Source organism: Kaistia dalseonensis, from assembly GCF_030814715.1.
GTDB classification, from domain to species: domain Bacteria; phylum Pseudomonadota; class Alphaproteobacteria; order Rhizobiales; family Kaistiaceae; genus Kaistia; species Kaistia dalseonensis.
Genome location: NZ_JAUSVO010000002.1, coordinates 547843 through 564507, shown reverse-complemented (window position 1 = coordinate 564507; position 16665 = coordinate 547843). Strand labels below are relative to the sequence as shown.

13 protein-coding genes and 1 pseudogene are annotated in these 16665 nt (G+C 65.3%); 6 read left to right on the top strand and 8 right to left on the bottom strand.

What is annotated here, in order from left to right; all coding sequences use genetic code 11:
- Nucleotides 1-99: 99 nt before the first annotated feature.
- Genes leuS through holA form a run of 3 tightly spaced genes read left to right on the top strand, consistent with a single transcriptional unit; the run spans nt 100 to nt 4327 of the window.
- Entirely contained in the window at nt 100-2724 is a 2625-nt protein-coding gene (leuS, locus tag QO014_RS08795; RefSeq protein WP_266348308.1) for a leucine--tRNA ligase, read from the top strand.
- On the top strand, nt 2711-3271 hold the full coding sequence (gene lptE, locus QO014_RS08790) for an LPS assembly lipoprotein LptE (RefSeq protein ID WP_266348307.1): 561 nt from the start codon (nt 2711-2713) through the stop codon (nt 3269-3271). The genes leuS and lptE overlap by 14 nt, the downstream gene beginning before the upstream one ends.
- 21 nt (nt 3272-3292) lie before the next feature.
- Nucleotides 3293-4327, top strand: a complete 1035-nt coding sequence (gene holA, locus QO014_RS08785; protein ID WP_266348306.1) for a DNA polymerase III subunit delta — start codon at nt 3293-3295, stop codon at nt 4325-4327.
- Between the two features lie 203 nt (nt 4328-4530).
- Here the strand turns inward: holA and QO014_RS08780 are convergent, their stop codons facing one another.
- Genes QO014_RS08780 through QO014_RS08770 form a run of 3 tightly spaced genes read right to left on the bottom strand, consistent with a single transcriptional unit; the run spans nt 4531 to nt 7559 of the window.
- A complete protein-coding gene (locus tag QO014_RS08780; protein WP_266348305.1) occupies nt 4531-5175 on the bottom strand; it encodes a ThuA domain-containing protein in 645 nt (214 codons plus the stop codon).
- A 28-nt stretch (nt 5176-5203) separates the two neighbouring features.
- Nucleotides 5204-6304, bottom strand: coding sequence for a Gfo/Idh/MocA family protein (locus QO014_RS08775; protein ID WP_266348304.1), 1101 nt, complete (start codon nt 6302-6304; stop codon nt 5204-5206).
- Between the two features lie 37 nt (nt 6305-6341).
- Nucleotides 6342-7559, bottom strand: a complete 1218-nt coding sequence (locus tag QO014_RS08770) for an ROK family transcriptional regulator (protein ID WP_266348303.1) — start codon at nt 7557-7559, stop codon at nt 6342-6344.
- Between the two features lie 202 nt (nt 7560-7761).
- Between QO014_RS08770 and QO014_RS08765 the strand changes: the two genes are divergently transcribed.
- From QO014_RS08765 to QO014_RS08755, 3 genes are all read left to right on the top strand, one after another.
- The gene (locus tag QO014_RS08765) at nt 7762-9030 is read left to right on the top strand and encodes an ABC transporter substrate-binding protein (RefSeq protein ID WP_266348302.1); all 1269 of its coding nucleotides are present in this window, start codon (nt 7762-7764) and stop codon (nt 9028-9030) included.
- A gap of 91 nt (nt 9031-9121) precedes the next feature.
- Complete coding sequence (locus tag QO014_RS08760) at nt 9122-10015, top strand: carbohydrate ABC transporter permease (RefSeq protein ID WP_266348301.1); 894 nt, start codon at nt 9122-9124, stop codon at nt 10013-10015.
- 103 nt (nt 10016-10118) lie between these two features.
- Nucleotides 10119-10940 carry a carbohydrate ABC transporter permease gene (locus tag QO014_RS08755; RefSeq protein WP_266348613.1) on the top strand — a complete coding sequence of 274 codons (822 nt, stop codon included), beginning with the start codon at nt 10119-10121 and terminating at the stop codon, nt 10938-10940.
- Between the two features lie 49 nt (nt 10941-10989).
- Here QO014_RS08755 and QO014_RS08750 read toward each other — a convergent pair whose 3' ends face one another.
- The 5 genes and pseudogenes from QO014_RS08750 to QO014_RS08730 all read right to left on the bottom strand — a co-directional run bounded on the left by QO014_RS08750 (nt 10990) and on the right by QO014_RS08730 (nt 16634).
- Nucleotides 10990-11826, bottom strand: a complete 837-nt coding sequence (locus QO014_RS08750; RefSeq protein ID WP_266348300.1) for a carbohydrate ABC transporter permease — start codon at nt 11824-11826, stop codon at nt 10990-10992.
- Nucleotides 11823-12686 carry a carbohydrate ABC transporter permease gene (locus QO014_RS08745; RefSeq protein WP_266348299.1) on the bottom strand — a complete coding sequence of 288 codons (864 nt, stop codon included), beginning with the start codon at nt 12684-12686 and terminating at the stop codon, nt 11823-11825. The genes QO014_RS08750 and QO014_RS08745 overlap by 4 nt, the downstream gene beginning before the upstream one ends.
- Nucleotides 12687-12880: 194 nt before the next feature.
- Complete coding sequence (locus QO014_RS08740) at nt 12881-14191, bottom strand: extracellular solute-binding protein (RefSeq protein WP_266348298.1); 1311 nt, start codon at nt 14189-14191, stop codon at nt 12881-12883.
- A gap of 5 nt (nt 14192-14196) precedes the next feature.
- Nucleotides 14197-15752 (bottom strand): annotated as a pseudogene (locus QO014_RS08735) (putative N-acetylmannosamine-6-phosphate 2-epimerase).
- 99 nt (nt 15753-15851) lie between these two features.
- Nucleotides 15852-16634, bottom strand: a complete 783-nt coding sequence (locus QO014_RS08730) for a GntR family transcriptional regulator (protein WP_266348296.1) — start codon at nt 16632-16634, stop codon at nt 15852-15854.
- Between the last annotated feature and the right edge of the window lie 31 nt (nt 16635-16665).

Sequence of the window (16665 nt, the reverse complement as noted above, 5' to 3'; positions counted from 1 at the left end):
TGCGATAGCGGTTGACCACGCGCGACCTTTCTGGTGAAGGTCGCTGCCTGTCCCAAAGGCGGCGACTGCCGCCCTTTTATCCCATTTCGACGACGGATCATGGCCATAGAACGTTACAATCCCCGCGACGCCGAACCGCGCTGGCAGCGCGTCTGGGCCGAACGCGGCATCTTCGAGACGAAGAACGACAATCCGCGTCCGAAATATTACGTGCTCGAGATGTTCCCCTATCCGTCGGGCCGGATCCATATCGGCCATGGGCGGAACTATGTCATGGGCGACGTCGTGGCCCGCTTCAAGCGGATGAAGGGCTTCAACGTCCTGCATCCGATGGGCTGGGATGCCTTTGGCCTGCCGGCGGAAAACGCCGCGATCGAGCGCAACAGCCATCCCAAGATCTGGACCTACGAGAATATCGCGACGATGAAGGAGCAGTTGAAGCTGCTCGGCCTGTCGCTCGACTGGAGCCGCGAGATCGCGACCTGCGATCCCTCCTATTATGCCGAGCAGCAGTCGATCTTCACTGATTTCTTCGGCGAAGGCCTCGTCTATCGCAAGGAGAGCGAGGTCAACTGGGACCCGATCGACAACACCGTGCTCGCCAATGAGCAGGTGATCGACGGTCGCGGCTGGCGCTCGGGTGCGCTGGTCGAGCGGCGCAAGCTGTCGCAATGGTTCTTCAAGATCACGGCGTTCGGCGAGGAACTGCTCGCGGCGCTGGACGGGCTCGACCGCTGGCCGGACAAGGTCCGCCTGATGCAGCGCAACTGGATCGGCCGGTCGGAAGGCCTGATGGTCCGCTTCGCGCTCGACGCAAAGACGGCGCCGGCCGGCGATACCGAGCTCGAGGTCTACACGACCCGGCCGGATACGCTCTATGGCGCGTCCTTCCTGGCGATCGCCGCCAATCACCCGCTGGCCGAGAAGCTCGCGGATACGAAGCCCGGTCTCGCCGATTTCATCGCCGAGTGCCGTCGCGGCGGCACGTCGGCCGAGGCGATCGAGACGCAGGAAAAGAAGGGCTTCGATACCGGCATTCGCGCCGAGCACCCGCTCGTGCCCGGCTGGTATTTGCCCGTCTATGTCGCGAACTTCATCCTGATGGATTACGGCACCGGCGCCATTTTCGGCTGCCCGGCGCATGACCAGCGCGATCTCGATTTCGCGCGCAAATATGATTTGCCGGTCAAGGCCGTGGTCCTGCCCGAAGGCGAGGATCCCGAGACCTTCGCGGTCGGCAATGTCGCCTATGACGGCGATGGGCTGCTGTTCCATTCCGATTTCATGGACGGTCTCTCGATCCCGGACGCCAAGGAAGCGATCGCCAGGCGCCTCGAGGCGCAGGATCTCGCCGGCCGGCCGCAGGGCAAGCGGCAGGTCAATTTCCGCCTGCGCGACTGGGGCATTTCGCGGCAGCGTTATTGGGGCTGCCCGATCCCGATCATCCATTGCCCGAGCTGCGGTCCGGTGCCGGTGCCGAAGGCCGACCTGCCGGTCGTGCTGCCGGACGACGTCACCTTCGACCGGCCGGGCAATCCGCTCGATCGCCATCCGACCTGGAAGCATGTGAACTGTCCGCAATGCGGCGGCGCGGCGACGCGCGAGACCGATACGATGGACACGTTCGTCGATTCGTCCTGGTATTTCGCCCGCTTCGCCAGCGCGCCCGGCGAGCAGCCGCTCTCCAAGGGCGCTGCCGATCACTGGCTGCCCGTCGACCAGTATATTGGCGGCATCGAGCATGCGATCCTGCATCTGCTCTATTCGCGCTTCTTCACCCGCGCGCTGAAGAGCGTCGGCCGCGTCTCGGTCGCCGAGCCGTTTGCCGGCCTGTTCACGCAGGGCATGATCGTCCACGAGACCTACAAGGATTCGGCCGGTAAATGGCTGTTCCCCGAAGAGGTCGAGAAGCGCGCCGATGGCACGGCGGTTCGCGTCGGCACCGATGAGCCGGTGACGGTCGGCCCGCCCGAGAAGATGTCGAAGTCGAAGCGCAATGTCGTGCCGCCGGAGATTGTCGCCGATACCTATGGTGTCGATTGCGCGCGCTGGTTCATGCTCTCCGACACGCCGCCCGAGCGCGACAGCGAATGGACGGAAGCCGGCATCGAGGGCGCGTGGCGCTTCACGCAGCGGCTGTGGCGCCTGGTCAACGAGGCCGTCGAGCTCGGCGGCGCCGAAGCCAGCGGCCTGCCAAACCAGTTCGGTCCGGAGGCGACCGCGCTCCGCCGCGCCGCGCACAAGCTCGCCGCTTCGGTCGAGGAGGACTTCGACCGGCTGCGCTTCAACGTCGCCGTCGCGCGCGTCCACGCCTTCGCCAACCAGTTCGGCGAGGCGATCGCGGCCGTGCGCAATGCCGGTGGCGCGCCGTCGGCTGATCTCGCCTTCGCGCTCAACGAGGCGGCGCGGATCGTGACCGGCGTCATTGGGCCGATGATCCCGCATCTGGCCGAGGAATGCTGGACCATTCTGGGCGGCGAAGGCCTCGCGGCCGAGGCGCCTTGGCCCGTCGTCGACCGCGCGCTGCTGGTCGAGGACGAAATGACGCTGCCGGTCCAGATCAACGGCAAGAAGCGTGCTGAACTGACGATCTCGGCAACGGCCTCCGAAGCTGATATTCAGGAGGCCGTGCTTGCGCTTGAAGGCGTCACGCGTGCGCTGGAAGGCCGGGCTCCCCGCAAGATTGTCGTGGTGCCGAAGAGGATCGTGAATGTCGTCGTCTGATCGCGAATTCCGGCCCGTACGGGCAGTCCGTTCCACCGGCCGGCTGGCCGGAATCGCGTTCGCCGTCGTGTTTCTCGGCCTTGCCGGCGCCTGCACGGTCCGCCCGGTCTACATGCCGGTCGCCAACAGCCCGAAGGTCTATGCCGACCTCTCCGCGATCGCGATCAACGGCGTTGCCGACCGGGTCGCGCAGGAGGTTCGCAACAACCTGATCGTGGCCTTCACCGGCGGCCGTGCGCCGCCGCCGGCGATCTATACGCTGTCGATGACGGTCGACACGTCGGAAGAGCGGCTCGGCTTCGAGCGCGACGATACGGCGCCGGCCTATCAGGTCACGGTCTCCGTCCGCTATGAGCTGACCGAGATCGCGTCCGGCCGCAGCATCGTGCGCACGATCGGCCGCGGCGTCGCCTCCTATGACCGTTCGAACCAGAACTTCGCCAATGTGCGCGCACGGCTCGACGCGGAAAACCGCGCCGCCCTTGCCGCGGCCGAGGAAATCCAGCTGCGCCTCGCGCTCGAGCTCGCCAACAAGAAGGCGAGCTGAGGCGCCGGCGGGTCGAGGTCGATGGTCCAGATCAAGCCGCAGGATGCGGACCGGTTCCTGAGCCGGCCCAATCCCGATGTCCGCGTGGTGCTGATCCACGGCAGCGATACCGGCCTCGTCTCCGAGCGCGCGGCGCAATTCGTCAAGACCGTGCTCGGCAAGGGCGATGATCCCTTCGCGCTCGTCCGGCTCGATTCGGCGGAGATAGCGGCCGATCCGGGCCGGCTGGCGGACGAGGCCAACACGATCGCGCTCTTCGGCGGCACGCGGGCGATCTGGGTGCGGCTCGGCGGCAACCGGCCGATCCAGGCCGCTGTCGAGGCTGTACTCGCCGCCCCGCCGCAGGATGCTTGGGTGGTGATCGAGGCCGGCGACCTGAAGAAGGGCACGGGCCTGCGCAAGGTCTGCGAGAATGCGCGCGGCGCGGCCGCGATCGCCTGCTATGCCGACAATGACATGGCGCTCGACCGGCTGATCGACGGCGAAGTGCAGGCGGCCGGTCTGACCATCGAGCCCGATGCGCGCAACCTGCTACGCGGGCTGCTCGGATCGGACCGCCTCGCGAGCCGCTCCGAGATTGCCAAACTCTGCCTTTATGCGCGCGGCGAACGCAGCATCGACATCGCCGCTGTGCGTGCGATTGTCGGCGATGCCGGCGCCTCGGCGACGGATGAGGCGGTGGACGCGATGGCGCTCGGCGACGTCAAGGAGCTCGATGTCTCCTTCCGTCGCCTGGTCGCCTCGGGCACGGCCGCCTTCGTGATCGCGGCGGCGGCGCTCCGGCATTTCCAGATGCTGCACCGGATCGCCGCGGCGATCGATAATGGCGCCACGAGCCAGGCGGCGATCGATGGCGCGTCGGGCGGATTGTTCTTCCAGCGCAAAGCCAAGCTCGAGCAGCAGGTCCGGCTCTGGACGCTGGATCGGCTGACCGCGGCGCTCGACCGGCTCGATCGCGCCATATTGGACAGCCGCCTCAAGGCGGCCATCGCAGATAGCGTGATCGCGCAGGCCCTGCTCGGCATCGCGACGCTGGCGCGCCAGCCGCGACGGTAGTCAAGGTCGTGCCGCGTGCTTTCCGCACCTGGACACGTCCCCTCCATTGCCGTCATCCCCGCGAAAGCGGGGACCCATGCAGCCTGAGACCTATCAATCGACATCAGAGCTGTATGGATCCCGGCTCGAAGCTTTGCTTCGTCCGGGATGACGGAGCGCGGGGAGGCCTGCGGGGCGCTACGGGAGCTTGAGCGACCGTGCTGTCAGCGCGCGGCCCAGAGCATGCCGCGGCGCAGGATCGTCTTCATCTCTGGCACGTCGAACTCGCTCGCGACATGGCCGAGCGATGAATAGAACACGCGCCCCTGGCCGTGCTTGCGCTTCCAGACCACCGGCATGACAACGCCGTCGATCCAATAGGCATGGTCGCCCTTGAAGGTCGTGGTCGCGAGCACCTCGTTGGAGGGGTCGACATGCATGTAATATTGCTCGGACCGGTAGGGGAAGCGCGCCGGCAGGCCCTCCATGACGGGATCGTCCGGCCGGGTGATGTCGACATGGTAGTCGATGATGTTGCCGGGATGGGCAACCCACTGGCCGCCGACCATGAACTGGTATTCGACCGCCTCGCGGAAAGCGTCGCCCATGCCGCCATGATAGCCGGCGAGGCCGACGCCGCCCTCGACCGCCTTGGTCAGGTTGGCCAGTTCTTCCTTCTCGATCTTCGACATGGTGTAGATCGGGACGATCAGGCTCATATCGGCGATGGCCGGGTCGGCGAAAGCCTCGGTCGAGTTCTCGACATAGGTCTTGAAGCCTTCCTCCTCCAGCATCGCGCTGATGATATGGGCGCCCTGTTCCGGCTCGTGGCCGCTCCAGCCACCCCAGACGATCAGTGCCTCGCGCATGGTCTCACTCCCTGTTCTGGAATTTCATTCAGCCGATGGCGCCGACGGGCACGCCGACGGCGAGGGCGGCCGGCCGCTCGGGCCGGCTTTCGATCGTGATGTGGGTGCCGGTGTCGGACGAGCGCTGGAACGCCTCCATGACTTCGAGCGCGTGGAAGGCGAGATCGCCACTGGCGCGGTGTGGCCGGCCGGTGCGGATCGCCTCCGCCATGTCGGCGACGCCGATGACGCGGAAATTGCCGTCGGCATAGCCGTGCTGGGTCGGAACCGCGTGCCAGTCCTCCGAGGCGGTCGCGAGCTTGATCTCGCCGCCGAAGAAGTTGGGATCGGGCACCAGGATCGACGCATCGGAGCCATAGAGCTCGATCGGGCTATGCAGGTGGCGCGGGACGTCGAAGCTCATGGCGATGGTGACGACGGCGCCCGAGACGAACTCCATCGTCCCGGCGACATGGGTCGCGACTTCGACCGGGATCTTCGTGCCCTTCAGCGGTTCGGACGTGATCAGCCGCTCGTCGCGCAGCTTGGTCGCGACGCCGGCGACGCGCGCGATCGGTCCGAGCAGGTTGACGAGGCTGGTGACGTAATAGGGGCCCATATCGAGCATGGGGCCGCCGCCGTTGAGATAGTAGAAGGCGGGGCTCGGATGCCAGCGCTCATGGCCCGGACACATGAAGAAGGCCGTGCCGGCGATCGGCGTTCCGATCGCGCCTTCGTCGATCAGCTTGCGGCTGGTCTGCTGCGCGCCACCGAAGAACGTATCCGGGGCGCAGCCGAGGCGCACGCCCTTCGCCTTCGCCGCCTCGACGAGCAGGCGGGCCTCGGCGGTCGAAATGCCGAGCGGCTTTTCGGAATGGACATGCTTGCCCGCCGCGACCGCCTTGAGGCCGACTTCGACATGCGCCTTGGGGATGGTGAGGTTGACGATGATGTCGATCGAGGGATCGGCGAGCAGCGCGTCGATCGAGACCGCCTTCAGGCCGAATTCGGCCGCACGGGCGCGCGCGATATCCTCGTTCAGATCGGCGACGCCCCTGATATCGAGGATCGGAAAGCCGGCCGCCGCCTTCAGATAGGCGGAGCTGATATTGCCGCAGCCGATAAACCCGATTCCAACACGTTCAACCATTCGTTCTCTCCCTGAAGCGATTTGTTCTCGTCGGCCGTCAGCGGTGGACGGCGGGTCCTGTGGTGTTCCAAGGCGCGCCATAGAGGTCGCGCAACGTCATGGCGGCGGCGCCGCGCGCCCAGATGTCGTCGCTCCAGTGATGGACGACGATATCGGCGACGTCCGCGAGGCTCGGCGGCAGCAATTCGCCCACCGTGCGCCGCAGCGGCTCGACCAGCGCATCGCCGGCGGCAAGGGTCGCCCCCGCCAGAATGACCTTGGGCGGCGCAAACAGTGTGATGAGATTGGCAATGGCGAAGCCGAGCGCTTCGCCGGCGTGCTCCAGCAGCGCCATGATATGCGGCTCGCGCGTCGTGGCCAGTTCCACGACCTTCTCCATGCCGCGCCCGAGCCGAAAGGCGTGCTCGTGCTCGGTGCCGGTAAGGCAGGCGCGTGCCTCGGCGAGGATGCTGGTCTCCGAGGCGACGCTGGCAAGGCGCGCCGATCCGTTGCCGCTCGGCGGCCGCACCATGAGATCGCCGAGATCCGGGCTCAATCCGTTCGCGCCACGGAACAGCTCGCCATTGTGCATGATGCCGAGGCCGAGGCCGAGCTCCACCGAAATGACGAGGAAATCGTCGAGGCCGCGCGCCTGGCCGAACCAGTGCTCGGCCAACGTCACCAGATTGACGTCGCTGTCGATGGTGGCGACCACGCCGCCGAGCCGGGCCGTCAGTTCGGCGGCGAAGGGCACGTCGTTCTCACCGAAGATCGGGCTGGCGCGGCAGATGCCGGCGACGCGCTCGACCACGCCGGGCAGGCCGATGCACACGCCCGAGATCTGGTCCATCGTCAGCCCGGCATCGGTGATGCAGCGGCGGATGCCGTCCTCGACGAGATCGGCGATCACCGAGACGGGCTGGCGCTGCAGGCGGATCGGCAGCATCAGGCTCGACAGCACGTCGGCGCGGAAGTTGGTGGTGGCGATGGTGATCTGGTCCGGCGCGAGCTTGACGCCGACGACATAGGCTGCCGCCGGATTGAGTTCGAGCATGACACGCGGCCGGCCGCGTGCTGCGTCGCGAATACCGCCCAGCTGATGGGTGATAATGAGGCCGTCATCGAGCAGCGCCGCCGTGATCGCCGAGACCGTCGTGGCGGAGAGTTCGGTGCGGTCGGAAATCTCAACCCGCGCGATCGGACCGAAGCGCCGAATCGCATCCATCACATGGAAGCGATTGATCGCGCGCATCAATTCGGGATCGGCGGTTTTCATTCTGGCGGGACCAATTAGTTTGGATCAGGCAGTTAATCCCACCGTGGGCGAGGGCTGTCAATGCGGGAAATCCTTGCTGCATCGCACAAACAATAGGGTCCTCTTGACAGACGGCAATTAACCGGACCAGATTTAATCCGCATCATTTACTAAATGAGTGCCCGGGCCGAGGAACCCGGTTTTGTCTGGGAGGACACAATCGATGAAGTTGAAAACGCTGATCGGCGCGTCGATCGCGCTTGCCCTTTCGGCATCGACGGCACTCGCCGACGTGACCGTGAAATGGCTGCATCTCAACACTGATCCCGGTATCGCCGCGGCCTGGGACGAGATCGTCAAGGGCTATGAGGCCGCGCATCCGGGCGTCAAGATCGAGATGCAGTTCCTTGAAAACGAGGCTTTCAAGGCCAAGCTGCCGACGCTGCTGCAATCGAACGACCCGCCGCATCTGTTCTACAGCTGGGGTGGCGGCGTGCTGGCGGCGCAGGCCGCGACGGGCGCGATCAAGGACGTCACCGAGGCGATGGACGCCGATGGCGGCAAGCTCAAGGCCGTCTACAGTCCGGCGCTCGTCAATGGCCTGACCGTCGACGGCAAGATCTACGCCGTGCCATATCAGACCGGCCTGGTCAGCTTCTACTACAACAAGAAGCTGTTCGAGAAAGCCGGCGTCGACGCCGCCTCGATCAAGACCTGGGATGATTTCCTGGCCGCGGTGAAGAAGCTCAAGGATGCCGGCATCACGCCAATCGCCGGCGGCGGCGGCGACAAGTGGCCGATCCACTTCTACTGGGGCTATCTGGCGATGCGCGAGGGCGGCAAGGCGGCGTTCGATGCGGCCAAGGCCAGCGAGGGCGACGGCTTCAAGTCCGAGGCCTTCGTCAAGGCCGGCCAGGACCTCGCCGCGCTCGGCAAGCTCGAGCCGTTCCAGCAGGGTTATCTCGGCACGAAATGGCCGATCCCGGTCGGCATGTTCGCCGACGGCAAGGCCGCCATGCTGCTCGGTTTCGATACGACACCGGTCCAGCAGCATACCCAGGCCGCCGACGGCAAGGGCCTCGACGAGGCCGATATCGGCTCCTTCCCGTTCCCGGAAGTGACAGGCGGGGCTGGCAAGCTCACCGACACGATGGGCGGCATCAATGGCTGGGTGCTGACCAAGAACGCGCCGCCGGAAGCGCTGGATTTCGCCGCCTACCTGACCAACAAGGAAAACCAGACCATGATGGCCGGCAAGGATCTGATCATCCCTGCCGCCGTCGGCGCCGCGGGCGCGATCAACCAGCCACTGGTGAAGTCGGCCGCGGAACAGCTCAGTGCCTCGACCTGGCACCAGAACTTCCTCGATCAGGATCTCGGTCCGGCGGTCGGCCGCGTCGTCAACGACGTCTCGGTCGAGATCGTCTCGGGCCAGATGTCGCCCGAAGAGGCGGCACAGCAGATCCAGGACGCGTGGGCGCTCGACCACTGACGCGCCCTCAAAGTCCCCTTGTGGGCGCCGGACCGTCTGGGCCGGCGCCCATCTCCTCTCCTGCGGAGGTGTCTGATCGATGAGTTCAACGATGACTGCCGCGTCGACCGGCCGGCGCATGGGTATTCAGGGCAAATGGCCGGTCCTGATCCTGTTCCTGCCGCCCGCCCTGTTGCTCTTCACGCTGTTCGTCATCCTGCCGATGGGCGAGGCCGCGTGGTATTCGTTCTATGACTGGAACGGCTACGGGCTGCCCGAGAAGTTTATCGGCTTCAAGAATTTCGAGACGCTCTGGCGCACCTCCGCCTTCACGACGGCGCTCGGCAACAATTTCCTGATCATCCTGGTCTCGATCCTGATCCAGCTGCCGCTCGCGCTTTGGCTCGCGACCATGGTGTCGAATCGCATTCCAGGCGCGGTCGTGTTCCGCCTGATCTTCTTCATGCCCTATGTGCTGGCGGATGTTGCCGCCGGCCTGATTTGGCGTTTCGTCTATGACGGCGACTATGGCCTCTTCGCCGCGATCGCCAGCATGTTCAACGTCGCCTCGCCCTATGTGCTGGCGGATCGCCATCTCGCGATCTATGCCGTGCTCGCCGTCATCGTCTGGAAGTATTTCGGCTTCCACATGATGCTGTTCATCGCCGGACTGCAGAATATCGACAAGAGCTATTACGAGGCCGCTGAGATCGACGGTGCTTCGCGCTGGCAGCGCTTCCGCAACATCACGCTGCCGCTGCTCGCGCCGACCATCCGCCTGTCGGTGTTCTTCTCGGTCGTCGGTTCGCTGCAGCTCTTCGACATGATCATGCCGCTCACCGGCGGCGGGCCGTCCAACTCGACGCAGACCATGGTCACCTTCCTCTATTCCTACGGCATCACGCGCATGAAGGTCGGATTCGGCAGCGCCATCGGCGTCGTGCTCTTCATCATCTGCGTCACGCTGGCCTTCGGCTACAGAAGGATCTTCATGCGCCATGACTGACCGGACCCTTGCCCCGCCCTCGACATCGACCTCGACTACGCGGGCGCCGCGCACCGCGCCCGCTGTGCCTGCCCGGCGCGCCTCGGCCTTCTCCGAGCATCGGATGAGCTTCCTGACGTGGCTCTATCTCTATGCGAGCCTGTTCCTGGTCGCAGCCGTGGTGCTGCTGCCGCTGATCACCACGGCGCTCGGTGGCTTCAAGACGCTCGGCGATCTGCGCGTGCACCCGTTCGGCCTGCCCGGCGAATGGCAATGGGCCAACTACACCGACATATTATTGAGCGCCCGCTACTGGCAGATGCTCGGCAATTCGTTCCTGATCGCGACGCTCACCGTCGCGCTGACGCTCGCCGTCGCCGCCATGGCCGCCTTCACCTTCGCCCATGTGACGTTTTTCGGCTCGGCCTTCCTGCTCAACTATTTCCTGATCGGGCTGATGTTCCCGGTCGCGACCGCGATCCTGCCGCTCTTCATCCGCATCCGCGATTTGGGCCTGCTCGATACCTATTGGGGCGTGGTGCTGCCGCAGGTCGCCTTCGGGCTCGGCATGAGCATCCTGCTCTTCCGCCGCTTCTTCCAGAACGTGCCCAAGGAGCTCTTCGACGCCGCCTTTGTCGATGGCTGCGGCTATCTCGGCTATTTCTGGCACATCACGTTGCCGCTCTCGCGGCCGATCCTGGCGACCGTCGGCATCGTCGCTTTCGTGGGCAGCTGGAACAGCTATCTGCTGCCGCTGATCCTTCTCAACTCCGACGCGAAGTATCCATGGCCGCTCGGCATCATGGTGTACCAGGGCGAGTATGCCAGCTCCTGGCAGCTCATCCTGGCCTTCATCACGCTGACCATCCTGCCGACGATCATCGTCTTCTTCGCCGCGCAGAAGCACATCGTAGCGGGACTGACGGCGGGCGCAGTCAAAGGCTAACGAAACGCAATCGAACGGCAACGGGCGTTGAGCCCGTTGCCCCCGTCTGTTACCCCTTCACGGCGCCGGCGGCGAGCGAGCGACCGATATAGCGATAGGCGACGAGGCTGATCAGAAGCGGCGGCAAAGTCGAGATGATCATCACCGCCGACGCGATGCCCCATTGCACGCCACCGCCCGAGGCCGAGAAGAAGAACGAGGCCCCGACGGTCATCGGCACCGCGTTCTGCGTCGTCAGGATCAGGCCGAACAGGAACTCGTTCCAGGAATAGATGAAGGCGAGGATCAGCGACGAGGCGATCGCCGGCAGCGCCATGGGCAGCACGATCCGCGTCAGGATCGCGAAGGTGTTGGCGCCGTCGACCCGCGCCGCCTCCTCGACCTCGATCGGCAGCGAGCGGATGCCGTTGACGATCAGCGCCAGCACCAGCGGCAGGTTGACGAGGCAGAGGATCAGGGCGAGGCCGATCTTGGTATCGAGCAGGTGAAGCTGTTGATAAACCAGATAGATCGGGATCGAAAAGATGATGAGCGGGATGGCGCGGAGGTTGGTGACCATCGGCAGCAGCCATCTCTCGCCGACCTCGTGGCGAACGATCGCATAGGCCGCCGGAAAGGCGAGCAGCGTGGCGAGCACCGCACCGACGCCGGCGGCGAACACGCTGTTGCCGAGGTAGTGGAAGATGTCGAAACGGTCGCGGATGGCGAGGATGCCGGCATAGTTCGCGAGTGTCGGCTGGTCGATCCAGAGCGCGGGATTGGCCGAGATCTCCGCATCCGACTTGAACGAGGTCAGTAGCGTCGCGATCAGCGGGAAGTTCAGCACGAACACCGCGATCGCGAAGACCACGATCCTCAGGAACATCATGAGCGGGTTCTGTCTCATGCGTGCCTCCGGCCAAGGCGCAGCAATCCGATCAGGACGAGGAAGGAAAGTGCGAGGAAAATCAAGGAGGCAGCGACCGCAAACCCGATATCGTTGCGGCGGAAGAAGGCCTCGTAGATGAAGATCGAGATCGTTGTCGTCGACCCGCCGGCGCCGCTGCCCGTCAGCACATAGACATTGTCGAAGACGCGGAATGAGTCGATGAAGCGGAAGAAGAAGGTGATGACGATGGTCGGCAGCATCAGCGGCAGGTCGATATGGCGCAGGATCTTCAGCGCGCCCGCGCCGTCGATCGCGGCGGCCTCGCGCACATCATCGGATATGCCGGCATAGGCCGAGTAGAGGATCAGCAGGGCGAACGGCGTCCATTGCAGGACCTCGATGGTGACGAGGGTCCTGAACGCGTTGGCAGCATCGAGAAAAGCCGGGCTGTCGCCCGTATAGAGGTAGAGATAATAGGGCACGACGCCGACGAATTCGTGCAGCACGAGCCGATACATCAGGCCGACCAGGGCCGGCGCCAGCATCATCGGCAGCATCAGGAGCGCCATCAGCCACGGCACCTTCTTCAGCAGAGGCGCAAGGAAAACCGCTAGAAACAGCCCGAGTACGAGCTGCGCGACCGAAGCCGCGACCGCGAATTTGAGAGAGAACCAGAGCGCCTGCCAGAAGCCGGCATCCTGGATCACGGCGACGAAATTGCCGAGGCCAATCAGTCTCGGCGCGCGCAGCGTCTCGAACGTCACGCGCGATACCGAATAGACGAGATCGATCGCGAGCGGCACGGCCAGCAGCGCCAGCAGGAACGCGGTCAGCGGCGTCACGAGCAGATAGGGAATGCGCCGGTCGGCGATTTCCATGGGGCTTGGTCCGATTGAGGGAAGATAGGCCGGGCTCGGCGTGAGCGTTCCCTCCCCTTGTGGGGAGGGACAGGGAGGGGTACCGGCTCCGTCTGTCCGGAAAGGCGCCTGATAAGCGCTAATCCCAGAATTTCGCGCTGGTACCCCCTCCCCAACCCTCCCCACAAGGGGGAGGGAGCAGAAGGTCAGGCCGCCTACTTCAGCAGCTTGGTCATGTCGGCCTGCGCCTGGGCGAGTGCTGCGTCGAGGGTCAGCGTGCCGGCCCAATAGCCGGTGAACGCCTTGGCCTGCGCCTCATAGACCGAAAGTGCATTGGCCGAGGTGGCGCCGTTCATCACGAAGCCATAGGCATTGGCGAAGGCGCCGAGCTTGGCGAGATCGGGACGCTCCGGCAGCTTGGCGGTGATCGCGTCCGAGACGGCGGGCGAGCCACCGGCCTTGGCGTAGATCTCCATCGCGTCGGCGGTTGCGAGCCAGTCGAGGAACTTGAGCGCGCTGTCCTTATGCGTCGACGCCTTGTTCAGGCCGAATCCGAGGCCGTGAATATGCGTGAAGCGACCATCCGGGCCAGCCGGCGGGGCAACGGCCTCGATCTTGCCGGCAATGGCCGGGCTCTTCGTGGCGTCGTTCAGGTCTGCCGCCGCAGCGTTCCACTGCAGGGCGGTCGCGGCCTGGCCGGAACCGAGGGCGGCGTTGGTTTCGGCGAATTCGTAGGAGAGCGAATCCTTCGGCGTCGCGCCGGCATCATAGAGCTTCTTGTAGAGCTCGAGCGCCGTGCGATAAGCGGGGCTGTCGACCGTGACATTGCCCGAGGCATCGGTCCAGTTCGCGCCATAAGAACGCGGCAGCGAGCCGAAGACCATCATGTTGAAGAGCAGGTTCTTCATCTGCAGGACGGTGCCGTAGCGGACCGGGCTCTCTGGATTCACGGCCTTGGTGAAGAAGAGCGCCGTGGCAGCCCAGTCATCCCAGGTCCACTTGTCGGGATCGACCGGCGTCAGCTTCTTGCCGAGATATTTCTCCGAGATCTCGGCGTATTTCGCCTGCCAATCCTTGTCGGTGAGCAGCTTCTCGATCAGGTCCTTGCGGTAATACATGAAATGCATGGAGAGATCGGTCGGCACGCCATACTGCTTGCCGTCGTACTGCATCGTCGTCAGCGTCTTCTCGCCGAAGACATCCTTGGCCGAGGCCGGCAGCGTGATCGGCTCCATGAACGGCGCGTATTTGCCGATCGCATAGGTGGCGAGCAGGTTGATGTCGAACTCGGTCGAGCCGGCGGCGAGATCGGCCTGGAGCTTGTCCCAGAAGCCTTCGCGGTTGAAGAATATCAGCTTCACCTTGTCGTCGGCTGCGGCGGTGCCGTTATAGGCTTCCGCCGCCTTGCGCAGACCCGCTTCTTCGGGGCCGCCGGGCCAGCCGAGTACGGTCACATCGGCGAGCGATGACGTGCTGGCCGCGGCGAGTGCGGCCAAGGCCAGCAGAACGGACTTAAGTCGCTTCATTGTCGTTACCCCTCATGCGCGTTCGTGATTATCCGGACCTGATCGGCAATGCCGACAAGGCCCGCATTCGCGCCGAGCGCGGCGGCGCGAAGGATGGGTCGAAGGTGGTCCGGCAGATCGGCGCAGGCTGCCTCGAGCCGGGCGAGATAGAAGGGCACGAGGCCCATTCCGCCGCCGATGATGAAGCAGTCCGGATCGAGCACGAGCTGGAGATTGGCGATGGCGCGGGCGACCGATGCGACGACGCGGTCGATCAGGCCCGTCGCGCGCGCATCGCCGACAGCGGCCATGGCGAAGATTGCCGGCGGATCGGCGGGCAGGCCCTCAAGAACCGCGAGCCGTGCCAGTGCCGATCCAGAGCCGAGCTCTTCGAGCAGCGCGTTGCCGATGCGGGTAACCCCGATGTGACCACCCAATCCGCTGCGACCGGTGCGAAGCTTGCCGTCGAGGACGATGCCGCCGCCGATGCCGGTCGAGATCGTCAGAAAGATCAGGTCGACGCCCTGGCCGGCGCCGAAGCGATATTCGCCCCATGCCGCCGCCTGTGCGTCATTCGCGGCGACGACCGGCACGCCGAGCCGGGCGGAGAGCTCGCGGACCAGCGGAAAACCGGGCGGAACCGGGAGCGTGGCAGGGTTGAGCGGATACCAGGCGCCGTCAGCGACGCCGCCGGTCACCGCAATGCCGGCGCTCGCATAGCGGCCATGCCAGTTGGAGACCAGTTCGGCGATATTGTCGAGCCAGGCGCCTGCGTCCGCCTGGCGCGGCGTATCGTTCCGCCGGCTATCGATGATCTCGGAGCCCGCGACGAGTGCCGCGGCCGTCTTGGTGCCGCCGAGATCGATCGCAAGGACGGGGGCCGGCACCATGGTGTTCAGGCCTCGGCGGGGGTCTTGAGCGACACGGCGTCGACGAACCAGCCGGTGATATGTTCGGGCCGGGTGATGGCCGAGCCGACGACGACGGCCCAGGCGCCAGCCTCGCGCGCCGCGCGCACTTCGCTGACGGTCCGGTATCGTCCCTCGGCGAAGACCGGCGCGCCGAGGGCGGCCGCCGCAGCGACAAAGGCGATATCCGGATCCTCCGGCACGGGCCCGCCCGTATAGCCCGACAATGTCGTGCCGATAACATCGCAGCCCGCCGCGAGTGCCGCGCGGGCATCGGCAATCGAGGCGCAATCGGCCATCGAAAGCTTGCCGGCGGCATGCGCGGTCTTGTTCAGCGTGGCCACACTTTCGGGCCTGTCGCGCAGGGTTGCGTCGAAGGCGATGATATCGGCACCGGCCTCGGCGAGGCCTTCGACATCGGCGATGGTGGCGGTGATGATGATCGGTGTCGAAGGATCGTCGCGCTTGATCAGGCCGATGATGGGCAGCTTGGTGACTGCACGGACGGCGCGCAGATTGGCCAATCCCTGGATGCGAAGCGCGCTTGCGCCGCCGGCTTCCGCGGCCAAAGCGTAGGCTGCAACGATCTCGGGTCGGTCCATCGGGCCGCCAATGACCGGTTGGCACGAGACGACGAGCCGTCCCTTGAGCGCTTCGATGATGGACACTGCCAATTCACCACTCCCTGTTCAGCAAGGGAGAGGCTAGCAACGATAATACCGGTACGCAACCAGTTTAGGACCAGTCACATGGTCTTTTTGTAAGCGCGCTCTCTAGCGGTGCAACTCGACCAGGAAATCATAGGTGTCGCCGCGATAGAGGCTGCGGCAATATTCGACCGTCTGCCCTCCCTCGAGAAAGACGCGACGCTCGATTTCGAGGATCGGTGCGCCGGGCGGAACGCCGAGGAGCTTGGCCTCGTTGCCGCCGACGATCGAGGAGCGCATGCGCTGCAGTGCGCGCGACGGACTGTGGCCGCGCTCTTCGAGCACGGTATAGAGCGAAGTTTCGACCAGATCGGGCGAGGGCAGGTAGGCGGCGGGAACGATGGAGAGTTCGAGCGCCATCGGCTGGCCGTCGGCGGTGCGCAGGCGCCTCAGCCGGCAAACTTCCGTGCCGGGCGAAAGGCCAAGTTCCATCGCCTCGGCGGGCAGGGCGACGCCCATGTCCTTGGCGAGCCAGACCGTTCCGGGCGCCAGGCCTCGGGCCAGCATGTCCTGCGAAAAGGAAGTCAGCACCGAAACCGGCTTTTCGACGCGCTCGGCGACGGCCGTGCGGGCGCCCTGCCGCTGGACGAGCAGGCGATCGTCGACGAGCGCGCGGATCGCCTTGCGGATCGTCACGCGGGAAATCGAAAGGCGTTGCGCCAGCTCGCGCTCGCCGGGAATGACGCCGCCGGGCGGCAGCACTCTGTCCCGGATCGCGCCGCGCAAGGCGTCTTCGAGGCGTTGGTAGAGCGCTGTCGGCGTGTCGGCGTCGAGCCGCGCCGTATCGCGCAGATAGGCGACGAGATCGTCCGCTTCGGTTTGAGGCTTGCTGGTTTCGATCGTATCCATGCCCGGACTTCGTCTCTCGCGAACGAGGCGC

Bases quoted from the DNA above. Each gene is read 5' to 3' on its own strand.
- QO014_RS08750 (WP_266348300.1), bottom strand. From the start codon at position 11,826: ATGAGACAGAACCCGCTCATGATGTTCCTGAGGATCGTGGTCTTCGCG.
- QO014_RS08765 (WP_266348302.1), top strand. From the start codon at position 7,762: ATGAAGTTGAAAACGCTGATCGGCGCGTCGATCGCGCTTGCCCTTTCG.
- QO014_RS08755 (WP_266348613.1), top strand. From the start codon at position 10,119: ATGAGCTTCCTGACGTGGCTCTATCTCTATGCGAGCCTGTTCCTGGTC.
- QO014_RS08740 (WP_266348298.1), bottom strand. From the start codon at position 14,191: ATGAAGCGACTTAAGTCCGTTCTGCTGGCCTTGGCCGCACTCGCCGCG.
- QO014_RS08760 (WP_266348301.1), top strand. From the start codon at position 9,122: ATGACTGCCGCGTCGACCGGCCGGCGCATGGGTATTCAGGGCAAATGG.
- holA (WP_266348306.1), top strand. From the start codon at position 3,293: ATGGTCCAGATCAAGCCGCAGGATGCGGACCGGTTCCTGAGCCGGCCC.
- QO014_RS08770 (WP_266348303.1), bottom strand. From the start codon at position 7,559: ATGAAAACCGCCGATCCCGAATTGATGCGCGCGATCAATCGCTTCCAT.
- leuS (WP_266348308.1), top strand. From the start codon at position 100: ATGGCCATAGAACGTTACAATCCCCGCGACGCCGAACCGCGCTGGCAG.
- lptE (WP_266348307.1), top strand. From the start codon at position 2,711: ATGTCGTCGTCTGATCGCGAATTCCGGCCCGTACGGGCAGTCCGTTCC.
- QO014_RS08730 (WP_266348296.1), bottom strand. From the start codon at position 16,634: ATGGATACGATCGAAACCAGCAAGCCTCAAACCGAAGCGGACGATCTC.
- QO014_RS08775 (WP_266348304.1), bottom strand. From the start codon at position 6,304: ATGGTTGAACGTGTTGGAATCGGGTTTATCGGCTGCGGCAATATCAGC.
- QO014_RS08745 (WP_266348299.1), bottom strand. From the start codon at position 12,686: ATGGAAATCGCCGACCGGCGCATTCCCTATCTGCTCGTGACGCCGCTG.
- QO014_RS08780 (WP_266348305.1), bottom strand. From the start codon at position 5,175: ATGCGCGAGGCACTGATCGTCTGGGGTGGCTGGAGCGGCCACGAGCCG.